This is a genomic window from Pandoraea captiosa, assembly GCF_902459775.1.
Classification (GTDB): Bacteria; Pseudomonadota; Gammaproteobacteria; order Burkholderiales; family Burkholderiaceae; genus Pandoraea; species Pandoraea captiosa.
On the sequence record NZ_CABPSQ010000017.1, the window covers coordinates 1 to 13437 of the forward strand.

The 13437-nt window shown below is 62.6% G+C and carries 13 protein-coding genes; 4 read left to right on the forward strand and 9 right to left on the reverse strand.

Going from position 1 to position 13437, the window contains the following annotated elements:
* Positions 1–231: 231 nt before the first annotated feature.
* Positions 232–1080 carry an IclR family transcriptional regulator gene (locus PCA31118_RS24910; protein WP_246190425.1) on the reverse strand — a complete coding sequence of 283 codons (849 nt, stop codon included), beginning with the start codon at positions 1078–1080 and terminating at the stop codon, positions 232–234.
* A gap of 162 nt (positions 1081–1242) precedes the next feature.
* Here PCA31118_RS24910 and PCA31118_RS24915 point away from each other — a divergent pair, with 162 nt between their 5' ends.
* Positions 1243–2436 (forward strand): acyl-CoA dehydrogenase, encoded by a 1194-nt coding sequence (locus tag PCA31118_RS24915; protein WP_150627641.1) that lies wholly within the window; start codon positions 1243–1245, stop codon positions 2434–2436.
* Positions 2437–2618: 182 nt separating this feature from the next.
* Here the strand turns inward: PCA31118_RS24915 and PCA31118_RS24920 are convergent, their stop codons facing one another.
* Positions 2619–3257 carry a peroxiredoxin gene (locus PCA31118_RS24920; protein ID WP_044456630.1) on the reverse strand — a complete coding sequence of 213 codons (639 nt, stop codon included), beginning with the start codon at positions 3255–3257 and terminating at the stop codon, positions 2619–2621.
* Positions 3258–3470: 213 nt separating this feature from the next.
* Here PCA31118_RS24920 and PCA31118_RS24925 point away from each other — a divergent pair, with 213 nt between their 5' ends.
* The 3 genes from PCA31118_RS24925 to PCA31118_RS24935 all read left to right on the forward strand — a co-directional run bounded on the left by PCA31118_RS24925 (position 3471) and on the right by PCA31118_RS24935 (position 4820).
* On the forward strand, positions 3471–3779 hold the full coding sequence (locus PCA31118_RS24925; protein WP_044456631.1) for an ElaB/YgaM/YqjD family protein: 309 nt from the start codon (positions 3471–3473) through the stop codon (positions 3777–3779).
* Between the two features lie 95 nt (positions 3780–3874).
* Positions 3875–4258, forward strand: a complete 384-nt coding sequence (locus tag PCA31118_RS24930) for a phage holin family protein (protein WP_150627642.1) — start codon at positions 3875–3877, stop codon at positions 4256–4258.
* 13 nt (positions 4259–4271) lie between these two features.
* Positions 4272–4820, forward strand: coding sequence for a DUF3318 domain-containing protein (locus PCA31118_RS24935; RefSeq protein ID WP_174990599.1), 549 nt, complete (start codon positions 4272–4274; stop codon positions 4818–4820).
* Positions 4821–4967: 147 nt separating this feature from the next.
* On the opposite strand, the gene PCA31118_RS24940 is transcribed toward PCA31118_RS24935, so the two are convergent.
* From PCA31118_RS24940 to PCA31118_RS24970, 7 genes are all read right to left on the reverse strand, one after another.
* On the reverse strand, positions 4968–5483 hold the full coding sequence (locus PCA31118_RS24940) for a GspH/FimT family pseudopilin (protein WP_174990600.1): 516 nt from the start codon (positions 5481–5483) through the stop codon (positions 4968–4970).
* A 43-nt stretch (positions 5484–5526) separates the two neighbouring features.
* Positions 5527–6168 (reverse strand): pilus assembly protein, encoded by a 642-nt coding sequence (locus tag PCA31118_RS24945; RefSeq protein WP_150627645.1) that lies wholly within the window; start codon positions 6166–6168, stop codon positions 5527–5529.
* The gene (locus PCA31118_RS24950; RefSeq protein WP_150627646.1) at positions 6147–7115 is read right to left on the reverse strand and encodes a PilW family protein; all 969 of its coding nucleotides are present in this window, start codon (positions 7113–7115) and stop codon (positions 6147–6149) included. The genes PCA31118_RS24945 and PCA31118_RS24950 overlap by 22 nt, the downstream gene beginning before the upstream one ends.
* A complete protein-coding gene (locus PCA31118_RS24955; RefSeq protein ID WP_150627647.1) occupies positions 7112–7435 on the reverse strand; it encodes a hypothetical protein in 324 nt (107 codons plus the stop codon). Before PCA31118_RS24955 ends, PCA31118_RS24950 begins: the two co-directional genes overlap by 4 nt.
* A 588-nt stretch (positions 7436–8023) precedes the next feature.
* Positions 8024–8287: an acyl-CoA-binding protein gene (locus PCA31118_RS24960; RefSeq protein WP_150627648.1), complete on the reverse strand. Its 264-nt coding sequence runs from the start codon at positions 8285–8287 to the stop codon at positions 8024–8026.
* Between the two features lie 472 nt (positions 8288–8759).
* Positions 8760–10247 (reverse strand): AdeC/AdeK/OprM family multidrug efflux complex outer membrane factor, encoded by a 1488-nt coding sequence (adeC, locus tag PCA31118_RS24965; protein ID WP_150627649.1) that lies wholly within the window; start codon positions 10245–10247, stop codon positions 8760–8762.
* Positions 10248–10250: 3 nt separating this feature from the next.
* The gene (locus tag PCA31118_RS24970; RefSeq protein WP_150627650.1) at positions 10251–13430 is read right to left on the reverse strand and encodes an efflux RND transporter permease subunit; all 3180 of its coding nucleotides are present in this window, start codon (positions 13428–13430) and stop codon (positions 10251–10253) included.
* Positions 13431–13437 lie beyond the last annotated feature (7 nt).

The following is a 13437-nucleotide window of genomic DNA, read 5'->3' on the forward strand; positions in this document are numbered from 1 at the left end:
CTTGCCCGGCCCCTGACTCCGCTCCAATGCTTGTTAAGTCGCTGCGTCAGGGGCCGGACAATCACCGCCATCCATTGTCCTGTTCGGTGGGTGTCGTCGCGTCGATGGCGGTTGCGGATCGGCTCGGGTGTCGCCCGCGGTGCGACTTAAAAGGCAGTGGAGCGCCGCGGGCGACACCCGAGTCGATTAACCTCAGGCAGCACGGACAACAGATCAAGCGACTCGATTCGATCAGGCTTGCCCGCTCAGCCGCGCAGCCAGTTGCTTGAGCCGGGGTCCGATCTCATCGCGAAACACCGCATCGGGGATCGACGACGACGGCCCGCTGCAACTCATCGCCAGCCAGCGATTTTGGCGCACGTCTCTTAGCGGCACCGCGACCGCGTTCACCCCTTCATGCCACTCGCGAAACGAGTAACAGCATCCTTCCCTCTTGAATGACTCGATGCCTTTGTCAACGCCCGATTGCAAAGCATCCCATCCGACATTGCGCAACGCGGCCGGATTCGCCTCGTAGGCATCGTGCAAATCGGAGAGCATGGTCTCGCGCTCCGTGGGCGTCATGGCCGCGAGGTAGACGCGCCCCATCGAACTGGTCAACATCGACAGGCGAGACCCCGCGGTAAGACCGAGCGTGAGATGCGCGGAGTCGCTACGGATCGTCTCCAGATACATCATGTCGATGCCTTCGCGACAACCCAGCGAGACGGAACACCCCATCTCCCTGGCCAGAGCCCTCATATGCGGGCGAGCGAGCGTCAGCATGTCCGTGCCGTTAAGGAAGGCGTAGCCCAGCGCGAGTACGCCTGCATCGAGCGCGTATTTGCCGAGCTCCGCGTCGTAGCGCAGATAGCCGAGCTCGGTGAGCGTATAGGCCAGTCGGCTGACAGTGGCCTTCGGCAACCCGGTGCGGGCCGCGAAGTCACGGTTGCCGAGCAATACGTCGTCCGGCCCGAAAGCGCGCAGCAGATCCAGACCGCGCGCGAGCGCAGTCACGAACTTGCGCTCATCGTGTGACGGCGGCACCCCATGCGCCGGTGCACCGGTCAGGGAAGACAGGGACGTTTTGATCACAGCCATCGCGCGCTCCGCTTCAAATTTTGCTTCGCCCGACAACAGGCTCGCGCCAATGCAAACATCGGCCATTGCCGGGCAAAAAACTTTAGTGTTAAACTAACTTCGATTTCAGAACATTGTTCCGCATTGCGGAACTTTCGTCAAGTTGAACGGAGGAGATGGGTCATGGCAGGCAATGCACAGTTTCATTGGGAAGATCCGCTGTTGCTCGACGCACAGCTCACCACCGACGAGCGCATGATTCGCGACGCTGCCGCAGCGTATGCGAACGACAAGCTCGCGCCGCGTGTGCTCGAGGCGTTCCGTCACGAGCGCACCGACGCATCGATCTTTCGCGAAATGGGCGAGATCGGCCTGCTGGGCCCCACGATTCCCGAACAATATGGCGGCCCCGGCCTGAACTATGTGGCCTATGGTCTGATCGCCCGCGAAGTCGAGCGCGTGGACTCGGGCTACCGCTCGATGATGTCGGTGCAGTCGTCTTTGGTGATGGTCCCCATCTATGAGTTCGGCAGCGAAGCACAGAAACAGAAATACCTGCCCAAGCTCGCGAGCGGTGAATGGATCGGCTGTTTCGGCCTGACCGAACCGAACCATGGCTCGGACCCGGCTGGCATGACGACGCGCGCCAAGAAGGTCGCCGGCGGCTACGAGCTGAGCGGCGCCAAGATGTGGATCACGAACTCGCCCATCGCCGACGTCTTCGTCGTGTGGGGCAAGCTCGCCGACGAAAACGGCGACGAGAAGATTCGCGGCTTCATCCTGGAGAAGGGCTGGAAGGGTCTGTCGGCACCGGCGATTCACGGCAAGGTCGGCCTGCGCGCATCGGTCACCGGCGAAATCGTGATGGATCAGGTGTTCGTGCCGGAAGAGAACCTGATGCCGGGCGTCTCCGGCCTGAAGGGACCGTTCACGTGCCTGAACTCGGCGCGCTATGGTATCGCCTGGGGTGCGCTGGGCGCGGCGGAGTTCTGCTGGCACATGGCGCGACAGTATGTGCTCGACCGTCAGCAGTTCGGTCGTCCGCTGGCAGCCAATCAGTTGATTCAGAAGAAGCTCGCCGACATGCAAACGGAAATCACGCTGGGCCTTCAGGGCTGCCTGCGGCTGGGCCGCATGAAGGACGAAGGCACGGCCGCCGTCGAAATCACGTCGATCATGAAGCGCAATTCGTGCGGCAAGGCGCTCGATGTAGCTCGTCTCGCTCGCGACATGCTCGGCGGCAACGGCATCTCGGATGAGTTCGGCATCGCCCGTCACCTCGTGAACCTCGAAGTGGTGAACACCTACGAAGGTACGCACGACATCCACGCCCTGATTCTCGGACGCGCGCAAACCGGCATTCAGGCGTTCTTCTGATCGAAGCCCGTCGCTGCGAAAGCGGCGACAGTTGCGAAAGCGGCACGCTTGTCTGGTACGCGTCGTTCTCGAGCCGCATGCCGCGGACCGTCAATCCCACGAGTGACGGCGCGTACCAAACAAAAAGCCAGCTCATTGGAGCTGGCTTTTCTATTCACCGACGCACACAGTCGGCCAACGGCTTACTTGTTCGGTTGCGGCGTCAGGCGCAGGTACGGACGCACTGCCTTGTAGCCCTTCGGGAATTTCTCCTTGAGCACGGCTTCGTCCTTGAGCGACGGCACGATCACGACATCTTCGCCATCTTTCCAGTTGCCCGGCGTGGCGACCGAATAGTTGTCGGTCAGTTGCAGCGAATCGATCACGCGAAGGATCTCGTCGAAATTACGACCGGTGCTGGCCGGGTACGTGATGATCAGACGCACCTTTTTCTTCGGATCGATCACGAACAACGAACGCACCGTCACGGTCTCGCTGGCGTTCGGGTGAATCATGTCGTACAGCTGCGAAACCTTGCGGTCCTTGTCGGCCAGGATCGGGAAGTTGACCGTGGTGTTCTGCGTTTCGTTGATGTCGTTGATCCAGCCCTTGTGCGACTCGGCGTCGTCCACCGACAGCGCAATCGCCTTGACGTTACGTTTTTCGAACTCGCCCTTGAGTTTCGCGGTCAGACCGAGTTCGGTCGTGCACACCGGGGTGTAGTCGGCCGGGTGCGAGAAAAGGACACCCCAGCCATCGCCAAGGTACTCATGGAACTTGATCGTGCCGATCGACGAATCCTGCTCGAAATCGGGAGCGATATCACCCAAACGCAATGTCATTACGGTCTCCTTGAGAACCTAAAACTCAGTGGGATCTAGACTAAAGGATGCTAAGCTTAGTCAGAACGAATAAAAAATTTGTTCCAAATAACCAATCGCAATATACCGTGAACCGGCTGTTGTTTTCTGGCAACGACGCGTTGAAAGCGGTACGATAAGCCCCGTATACCGTCCATTCCTTACGCATTTTCCTCCCCGAATCGGGTAACGACTATGTCGCAAGTGCATACCAACAAGGAGAAGTTCATGACCGATATCAAATCCGTACTCGCCGACGCCGAAGACCTGCTCAAGCAAGCTGCCAACACGACTGGCGAGCGCGCTTCCGAGTTGAGCGACAAGGCCCTTGCGCTGCTCAAGCAAGCCAAGGAAAAGGCCTCGGACGTTCAGGTCGTCGTTGTGGAAAAGAGCAAGCAAGCCGCGCGCGCGACCGATGACTACGTGCATGATCATCCGTGGCAGGCCGTAGGTATCGCTGCCGGCATCGGCGTGGTGATCGGTCTGCTGCTCAATCGCAAGTAAGCTTCGCCGACGCAAGTCACTCTCTCGCCTACTCTGCCCGAGGCGGAGCCTGCCTGACCGGTGCGACGGGTCAGGCGGGCCGCCCAGCTCTGCCCATGACCGACAATGATCGCACGACCCCGCCGCGGCCTTCGCTGCGGCGCCTCGCCGGTGCGTTGCTCGAGATCGTACAGTCGCGCATCGAACTCATCGGCATTGAACTGACCGAAGAAAAGGAACGCCTGATGGGCGTGGCTTTTCTCGGCCTTGCTGCGATGCTCTTCGGCGTTCTCGCCCTGGTGTCGCTGACCGCGCTGGTGATCGTGATTTTCTGGGACACCTACCGCCTCCAGGCCATGTGCGGCGTTTTCATCGTGTATCTGCTGCTCGCGAGCTGGTGTGCGATGCGCGCGCGCAATATCCTGCGCGATGCGCCAATGCCGTTCGAAGCCACGCTGGCCGAATTCGAAAAGGACCGTGACGCCTTGCGTCCGGACTGAAGGAGATCTGCCCGTGCCGCTGGAACCGAACCGCTCTCAACGTCCGCGCCGCCCTCGGCAGTCGCGGCGCTCGCGTCATGAACTCCTCGCCATTCGCAAGGAACTCGTGCTCACGCGCATCGCCGTCGAACGTGCCGAGTTGATTCAGGCGTCACATGTCACGCGCGAACGTCTGCGCAACTTCCGCTGGGTTCGCTATCTGCTGCCCGGCGGTTTTTCCCATCTCACCGGTCTCGGCGGGCTCGCCAGTTCGGGCCTCAAACTCGGCAGCCTGCTCGAGCGATACCCGCTAGTGAGCTCGGTGGCATCGATTGCCCTGACCGGCTTGTCGCATACCCCTGTCGGACGCCTGGCAAGACGTGGCCTCAAATGGGGCAGCCTCGGCGTACTCGCCTGGCAGGGCATCAAGCTCTGGCAGGAATCGACGAAGTCGTCGCCTCAGCCGACCGACGCACCGGATAAAGCACCGGATAGCAGCGCGCCCTCGGTGGCGCGCGCTTCGGGTACGACGACTCCGCCCGAATCCAAGAGGGACGATCGCGGTACCCCGCCGCTGATGTAAGGATCCAGGTCATGCTCGGTGGGTCATCGCGCCCACGAGCTGACCGGTGCCGAGCGCCGGCCCTAGGCTGTAGGCCGCCGACTGCCGACCGCCGCACACCACCGCAAACCACTGTCGCCCGTTCCCATTACGGTAATCGGCTGCTCGCTACGCATTGCAGCGCTTCGCCACGCGTGCACGGCCATAGGCATTGATGGTGATGCAGATGCGTCGATCATGCCCGGTAATGCGCACCGTCCCCGACAGCCATTTGCGTGCTTCCGTTCGTATGAAGCCGCTTTCCGAGAACGCCAGTCCCTCGGTGTAGTACAAGCCCCACTTCGCCTCGATCGAGACCCCTTGCGGCAGCGGCGCATACCGGGCCAACAGCAGTTCGCCGTCATCGAAACGATGATTCCGGTTCTCGTCGACAAACGTCACCCAGCCGCCGCTCAGGCTCGCGCCGTCGTGCGGCGCGATCGCAATACGGCGGTGTCGTCCCAACGCCTCGGCGCGCGCCCACTGCATCGTTGCCAGAAATGCCCGAGCCGTCACGTCCACACTCACGCGGCGACGCACCGCTTCCATCGACGGCGCAACCGCCAGCAATGCAATTGCCAGTATCGCCATTGCGACAAGGCATTCGATCAAGGTGACGCCACGCATCGGACGATATGTGCGCATCGTGCACATCGTGTGTCTCATGCTTCGCCCGCCACGCCGCCGCTTACACATCACAACGTTCACGCCGCCTTTCGGGGTCGGCCTTGACGATCGAGCTGTCGTGCCAGGCCACGACCTCGCGCCAGTTCAACATCCGCGATGAGAATGCGTCGGACGCTGCGCTACGGATATCTGTACGCGTACGCGGTGCGCTTACCTCATAAACGGCTTGCAAGAAGACGCGCGTGCCGGGCAACTTGCCGCATCCCATCGCACTCACCCGATAGCGGCGGATGGACGACTCCCTCGCCATCTTTGCCAGCGCTGCATCGGGAAAAACGCCGGTGAAAGCCACTCGCTCGATGAAGTACCGTGCGTTATCCACGGCAACGACACCATGACCGTTCCAGTCGACCTTCACCCATCCCGCCGCGAGATTCGGCACCCGGGCGCTGTCGCGATAGCTCGCGGCGATCACGCCGTGGGGCCCGGTGTCGAACTCGGACAATGCCGCAATGTCGGCGGCTTCGTCGCCGTTCACGAGCCTGTCGCGCGCGATCAGAAGCGCCCGATCGGCTGCGGTGAAAGCTTCGACCCGGTCGTTCGTGTAGGCGACGAAGCGCGTCGCCATCTGCCGATGTTGCATGCCCGAAGCCGCCAGCGCCATGAGCGCCGCCAGCCACATCACGATGAAGACACCAACCATCGTGCCTCCTTGCCGACGCCACCGTCATTACGGCGATAGGCCACCGCATTGAACACATGCAGATGGACGTTGCCCGCATTGGAAAACCACTTGTATTCGCGGCCGCCCGTCGCCTTGTCGAACACTTCGACCGTCCGCCCCGTGCGCTGCTTACCGCCCGCGCGCGGCGCGCCCCGCAGCACCAGCGAGAACGCTACGGCACTGACGTTTTCCCAACCGCCGGTGCCGGCTGGCGCATTGGGCGGCTTGCGTCGCGCACTCTTGAGCGGCGCCACCCAGCGCAACGGCCCCCTGCCGTTTGCCCGAATCCCGAGGCGAACGTACATCGCCTCGACACCGATCACCAACGCCTGTGCGGGATGCAGATCGGTGAAGTGCGCTGCGCGCTCACCGTAGCGGCAAAAGAGCGACGGGACGCCGTCCTCGCCCTTGTCCACGTAGAAGATGCTGAGATTGCGGTTGTCACCACCGCTGCGCGCCCGCACATTGATGCCCGCACAGTTCTGCACGGCGCCGCTGCCATTGCCGTTGTCGTCGCCAAAGCCCGCACCGTGGAATTGCACCTCAAGGATGGAACTCCCCTGCCAGCCGCGTTTCGGACACGTGTCGATCGTGCTCGCGCACTCGGCACTCGCTCGCAGGGACGGCCAGTCACGCTTGCCGTCGTCGTCCAGGGCGCGGATCAGCCCTTCTGCCGGATCCCAGTTCCGATAGCCCGCCATGCCGACCGCGCGCGCGAGTTGTGTCAACGCGAAGATGGCACGCTCGTTCACGTCGTATCGCTCGGCCTGCACACGCCACAACCGGATTCCTGCGAGATAGATCGCCGTCGCCGCCATGACGATCAGCAGCCCTAACGGCATGGCGATCAGCCATTCGAGTAACGTGAAGCCGTTGGCATCGCGCATTGGCGTTGCCCGGCGAACGCGCCTGTGCAATGTCGTCATGAACGGCGCCCCATCACCGGCATCACCTCAGCCCCGAGCGACGACATCGTGATCTCGCCCTGGTGACCATCGACGATCATCGACGCCACCGACAAATCGTCAGGCGAGCGCGAGCGATCATGCCCATCACGCCCATCACGCCCATCACGCCCGTCGTGCCAGTCATGCCCCTGCGCAGCGCGTTCGCCGACGGAAACCGGTGGCATCGCCATCGTCATCGCCTGCGGCCGTGCCATGAGCGCCGCAGACGACATGCCACCGGCGGCCTGCCAGTGCGCGAAGCCCTGTGCTCCGGCCATCAGCGCTGTCAGCGTGAACATCACATCAAGCAACGCCGCCCCTCGCGTACGACGTCGGCCGGGCGCCTCCCGTGCGCAGCAAACCCGCGAGACAGACGTGTCGCACGACGTCTTGCGCGACCGTGTGATGACGCGAGTCACGCCCAATGGTTGCCGCCTTTGCGCCGGCCCGTGAAACGCCCCTCCGGGCCTCCCCGGCGCGCCGAGCGCTCGCGACTCGAGCGGTCGCGCGCGTTTCGTTCGCACTGCGGCGCGCGTGTCGCGCGCCGTATGTTGGCCGGTCATATGCATCACGTGGTGGCGATCCTGTTGCATGGTGCGAGTCCTCATCTCGTTGATCGTTGACGACGCACCCATCGTCGCGCACCGCCATCACCACGCCAATCGGACGGCACCGCAAAACCGACCCCGTTATCGGCCACCGCACTCTTCAAACGCCGCATGCCGCACGCCATATGCCGGAACAAGACGCCCGGCCGGCGCCACGATGCGTTCGCCCATAAAAAAACGGCGACCGAAGTCGCCGTTTCTGGCATGTCCCGCACCCCATCTCAATGAGGCGTGCGCGGCGCGCTCACGCTTGCTCCAATGCGAGCACCGCGCGCATCGTCAGCCCTTGACCTTGAGCGATTCGATGAGCTCGACGTAGGCCTTCTGCACTTCCTCCTTCGACTTGCCTTTGAGCGCGTCCCAGGCGTCGAACTTGGCGCGCGCGACGAAATCCATCGCGCCGGGGCGGGAGCCGGTCACGTCGCCTTCGGTGCCTTGCTTGAACAGCGCGTAAATGCGCAGCAACGTGAGATTGTCGGGGCGTTCGGGCAGCGTCTTGGATTGGGCTACCGCTTCGTCGAAGCGCGCTTGAAGATCGCTCATGGTGTCTCTCCCTGGAAAAACTGTCAGCTTATAAGTGACCCGCGCGACGACCAGGCGATGTCAGAAGAACATTGGTGGCAGAAGCGTCGACGCTCGGGGTGTTGCGAATACAACGCGATCAAGGATAGCGACGATGGCCTGAGCAAGGTAGGGGCCAGCGTAGAACCCTGCGTCTAAACCTCTTGGGAACTGAGCCGATTTTTCAGTGAACACGACCGCAAAGCGACGAGACAAAACCGCGCAAACATAACGGGTCCATATCGAGACCGAAACGAGACCGTAACGAGACCCTAGCGAGACCCTAGCGAGACCATTGCGACACCATAACGCGAACGTCGGCCAGACATGACGCGCCATGCAAAACGCCCGGCGCAGTGACGCGCCGGGCGTTTCGATTTGCAAAGCTCACATCACGGCGGCAGGCTCGGGAGCAACGGACCTATTCGCCCCCTCCCGCCGTGACATCACGACATCACGACGACGATGCCGCAGGGGCTGATGCACCGCCGGCATTCGCCGGCACACTGTGCTCCTCCCAACCGCCGCCGAGCGCCTTGTACAGCGTGACGAGATTGGTCCAGCGCGCCAGACGCGTCGCGATCAGTGTTTGCTGCGACGCATACAGCGAGCGCTGCGCCACGAGCGCGTTCAGATAACTGTCCACGCCCCGGCGGTAACGCATGTCCGAGAGTTTGTAGCTCTCGTCGCTCGCCTTGACCAGCGATTCCTGCGCCGCGATCTGATCGTCGAGCGTGCCGCGCGCGGCCAGCCCGTCGGACACTTCGCGGAACGCCGTCTGAATCGACTTCTCGTAGTTGGCGATCTCGATACGCTTTTGCACCTTGGCCAGATCGAGGTTGGCGATGTTCTGCCCACCCGCGAAAATCGGCAGCGTAATGGTCGGCGCGAACGACCATGCCCCCTGCCCGCCCTTGAACAGATTGCTCAGCGACGCGCTCGCGGTGCCTGCACTCGCCGTCAGGGAAATCGACGGGAAGAAGGCCGCACGTGCTGCGCCGATGTTCGCGTTGGCGCCCTTGAGCGTGTGCTCGGCCGCCGTCACGTCCGGACGGCGCAGCAGCAGGTCCGACGGCAACCCGGCCGGCAGATCGGCCAGCAGGCCCTGCCCGTCGAGCGGACGCCCCGGCGGCAGATCGGCCGGCAACGGCTGGCCGATGAGCAGCGCCAGCGCGTTCTCGTCCTGCGCCACCTGACGCGTGTACTGCGCGAAGTTCGCCCGCGCCGTATCGACCGGCGTTTGCGCCTGACGCAGATCCAGCCCGGAAGCCGTACCCACGTCGTAGCTGCGCTTGGTCAGGTCATACGACGATTGCTGGCTCTTGAGCGTGTCCTGCGTGAGCTTGAGCAGTTCCTGATCGGCCAGCCACGTGAGATAAGCCGTCGCCACTTCCGAGACGAGCGTCATATGCGCTGCCTTGGCCGTGTCCTCGCTCGCCAGATACGTCTCCAACGCCTGATCCTTCAGGCTCTGGATGCGACCGAACAGATCGAGTTCGTACGACGTGAACCCTACGCCGACCTGATAGCTGCGGCTGATGCCCGCACGTCCCGACGACGACAAGTCCGCCGGCGAGCGCTGCACCGACGCCTGACCTGCCGCCCCCACCGAGGGCAGCAGCGCCGAGCGCTGGATCTGGTACTGCGCACGCGCCGCTTCGACATTGAGCATCGAGACGCGCAGATCGCGGTTGTTCTGCAACGCGATCTCGATCAGCTTCTGCAAACGCGGATCGGTAAAGAACTCGCGCCAGCCCAGCTCGGCTGCCACGACATTGCTGTCGGTGGCGCCGTTCTGGTTTGCCGCAGCGGGCGTCTTGTAAGCCGGGCCGGTGGGGAACGACGTGGCAACCGGCGCCTCGGGCCGCTCATAGGTCGGCGCGAGGGTACAGCCTGCCAGGAACGCTGCCGCCAAGGCAATCGGCAATGCTTTGTGCTTCATAGGTCAGTTTCCTTCCTTGGCGGGACCGTCGGTTGCGTCCGGGTTTTCATGACGTGCCTCCGGATGCTCCACCGTGTCCAGATCCTCATGTGCGAAGCGCTTGCGCACCAGCACGAAGAAGACGGGCACGTAGTAGATTGCGAGGAACGTCGCGGCCAGCATACCGCCAATCACGCCGGTACCGATCGCGTGCTGCGACGCCGAGCCGGCACCGTTCGAAATCGCCAGCGGCAACACGCCGAGAATGAACGCCATCGACGTCATCAGAATCGGACGCAAACGCAGTCGCACCGCTTCCATCGTTGCTTCCATCAGCGTACGTCCCTGCTCTTGCAGATCCTTGGCGAATTCCACGATCAGAATCGCGTTCTTCGCGGACAGACCCACCGTCGTGAGCAGACCCACCTGGAAGTACACGTCGTTCGACAATCCGCGCAACGTGGCCGCCAGCAGTGCGCCCAAAACACCCAGCGGCACCACCAGAATCACCGAGAACGGGATCGACCAGCTTTCGTACAACGCGGCCAGACACAAGAACACGATCAGGATGGAGATCGCATACAACGCCGGTGCCTGCGAGCCCGAGATGCGCTCTTCGAACGACAGCCCCGTCCACTCCAGACCGATGCCCGGCGGCAGTTGCTTCGCGATTTCCTCGACCGCCTTCATCGCGTCGCCAGACGACTTGCCCGGTGCCGGCATGCCCTGAATTTCCACGGCAGGCACGCCGTTGTAGCGTTCCAGACGCGGCGAGCCGTACGTCCATTTGCCCGTGGCGAAAGCCGAGAACGGCACCATCGTTCCACTGCTGTTACGCACGTAGAGTTTGTTGATGTCCTGCGGCAGCATCCGGTCCTTCGGTTCCGCCATCACGTAGACCTTCTTCACACGACCGCGGTCGATGAAGTCGTTCACGTACGACGAACCCCACGAGGCCGAGAGCGTCTGGTACACGTCCGAGATCGACAGACCCAGTGCTGCGGCCTTTTCCTCGTCGACATCCACCTTGTACTGCGGCGTATCGTCCAGACCGTTCGGACGCATGTTCGCAAGATTCGGGTTCTTCGCGGCCATGCCCAGCAACTGATTCCGGGCTGCCATGAGCGCGTCGTGGCCGAGGCCCGCGCGATCCTGCAACTCGAAGTCGATACCGCCCGCGTTACCGAGTTCCGGCACCGACGGCGGGTTGATGGCGAAGATCATGGCGTCCTTCACGCTGGCGAACGCCTGGTAGGAACGCGCGATCACGGCCTGCACCTTGAGGTCGGATGCCTGGCGGTCTTCCCACGGCTTCATCATCGTGAACGCGAGACCCACGTTCTGACCCCGGCCGTTAAAGCCGAAGCCCGTCACCGTAAAGATCGAACGAACCGAATCCTTTTCCTTCTCGAGGTAGTGCTTCTCGACCTGCTTCATGACGTCGAGCGTACGCTCCTGCGTCGCCCCCGGCGGCAATTGCACGAGGTTGAAGAAGTAACCCTGGTCTTCGTCCGGCAAGAATGCGGTCGGCATGCGCACGAACAGGAAGCCCACCACGGCCACGATCACCACGTAGACGACCACGAACGGGGTGGTGCGCTTCAGAATGCGCTCCACCTGCCCCTGATACGCCTTCGAGCCGCTGTCGAACTTGCGGTTGAACCAGCCGAAGAAACCCCGCTTTTCGTGGACTTCGCCCTTCTTGATCGGCTTGAGGATCGTCGCGCACATGGCCGGCGTGAGCACGATAGCCACGAGCACCGACAGCGCCATCGCCGCCACGATCGTCAGCGAGAACTGGCGATAGATGGCACCGGTCGAGCCGCCGAAGAACGCCATCGGCACGAACACCGCCGAGAGCACGAGCGCCACACCCACCAGCGCGCCGACGATCTGATCCATCGCCTTCTTCGTGGCCTCCTTCGGACTCAGCCCCTCCTCGGCCATCACCCGCTCGACGTTTTCGACCACCACAATGGCATCGTCGACGAGCAGACCGATGGCCAGCACCAGGCCGAACATCGACAGCGTGTTGATGGAGAAGCCCGCTGCGCCCATGATGCCGAACGTACCGAGCAGCACCACCGGCACGGCAATCGTCGGGATGATCGTTGCCCGCAGATTTTGCAGGAACAGATACATCACGAGGAACACCAGCACGATCCCTTCGATGAGGGTCTTGATCACTTCCTCGATCGAGATCTTCACGAACGGCGTGGTGTCGTACGGATAGTCGACCTTCATGCCCTGCGGGAAGTACGGCTCGAGTTCCTTGACCTGCTGCTTGACCGCTGTCGCCGTTTGCAATGCGTTCGCGCCCGTCGCCAGCGTAATGGCCAGACCGGCGGCAGGCTTGGCGTTGTAACGCGCCACCACCTGATACGATTCGCCGCCCAGCTCGATGCGCGCCACGTCACCCAGACGCACTTGCGAGCCGTCCTTGTTGACCTTGAGCAGAATCTTGCGGAACTGCTCCGGCGTTTGCAGACGGCTTTGCGCCGTCACGGTCGCGTTGAGCTGCTGACCCTTCACCGCAGGCGCGCCACCCAGCTCACCGGCCGAGATCTGCACGTTCTGCGCCTGAATGGCGTTCGAGACGTCGATGACGGTCAGGTTGTAGCCGTTGAGCTTCTGCGGATCGACCCACACGCGCATGGCGTACTGCGAACCGAACAGCTGGACCTGCCCCACGCCGTTCACACGGCTGATCGGGTCCTGCACGTTGGCGGCAATGTAGTTCGCCAGGTCGATGTCGGTCATCGTGCCGTCATCGGAATACGCGCCGATCACCAGCAGGAAGTTCTTGGTCGCCTTGGCCACCTTGATACCCTGCTGTTGCACCTGCTGCGGCAGCAGCGGCGTGGCGAGTTGCAGCTTGTTCTGCACCTGCACCTGGGCGATGTCGGGGTTGGTCCCCTGCGCGAACGTCAGCGTGATCTGGGCGGTACCCGAGCCGTCCGACGTCGACGACATGTATTCCAGGTGGTCGATACCGTTCATCTGCTGCTCGATCACCTGCGTGACCGTATCCTGCACGGTCTGCGCCGAAGCGCCCGGATAGGTCGCGGTGATCTGCACGGACGGCGGTGCGATCGGCGGGTACTGCGAGACCGGCAGCTTCAGAATCGACAGCGCACCGGCCAGCATGATGACAATGGCGATCACCCAAGCAAAGATCGGGCGATCGATAAAAAACTTTGCCATGAATGAG

Coding starts and splice junctions, on each gene's coding strand:
- adeC (WP_150627649.1), bottom strand. CDS start 10,247: ATGAAGCACAAAGCATTGCCGATTGCCTTGGCGGCAGCGTTCCTGGCA.
- PCA31118_RS24930 (WP_150627642.1), top strand. CDS start 3,875: ATGACCGACAATGATCGCACGACCCCGCCGCGGCCTTCGCTGCGGCGC.
- PCA31118_RS24910 (WP_246190425.1), bottom strand. CDS start 1,080: ATGGCTGTGATCAAAACGTCCCTGTCTTCCCTGACCGGTGCACCGGCG.
- PCA31118_RS24925 (WP_044456631.1), top strand. CDS start 3,471: ATGTCGCAAGTGCATACCAACAAGGAGAAGTTCATGACCGATATCAAA.
- PCA31118_RS24950 (WP_150627646.1), bottom strand. CDS start 7,115: ATGACGACATTGCACAGGCGCGTTCGCCGGGCAACGCCAATGCGCGAT.
- PCA31118_RS24945 (WP_150627645.1), bottom strand. CDS start 6,168: ATGGTTGGTGTCTTCATCGTGATGTGGCTGGCGGCGCTCATGGCGCTG.
- PCA31118_RS24970 (WP_150627650.1), bottom strand. CDS start 13,430: ATGGCAAAGTTTTTTATCGATCGCCCGATCTTTGCTTGGGTGATCGCC.
- PCA31118_RS24920 (WP_044456630.1), bottom strand. CDS start 3,257: ATGACATTGCGTTTGGGTGATATCGCTCCCGATTTCGAGCAGGATTCG.
- PCA31118_RS24955 (WP_150627647.1), bottom strand. CDS start 7,435: ATGTTCACGCTGACAGCGCTGATGGCCGGAGCACAGGGCTTCGCGCAC.
- PCA31118_RS24940 (WP_174990600.1), bottom strand. CDS start 5,483: ATGCGCACATATCGTCCGATGCGTGGCGTCACCTTGATCGAATGCCTT.
- PCA31118_RS24915 (WP_150627641.1), top strand. CDS start 1,243: ATGGCAGGCAATGCACAGTTTCATTGGGAAGATCCGCTGTTGCTCGAC.
- PCA31118_RS24960 (WP_150627648.1), bottom strand. CDS start 8,287: ATGAGCGATCTTCAAGCGCGCTTCGACGAAGCGGTAGCCCAATCCAAG.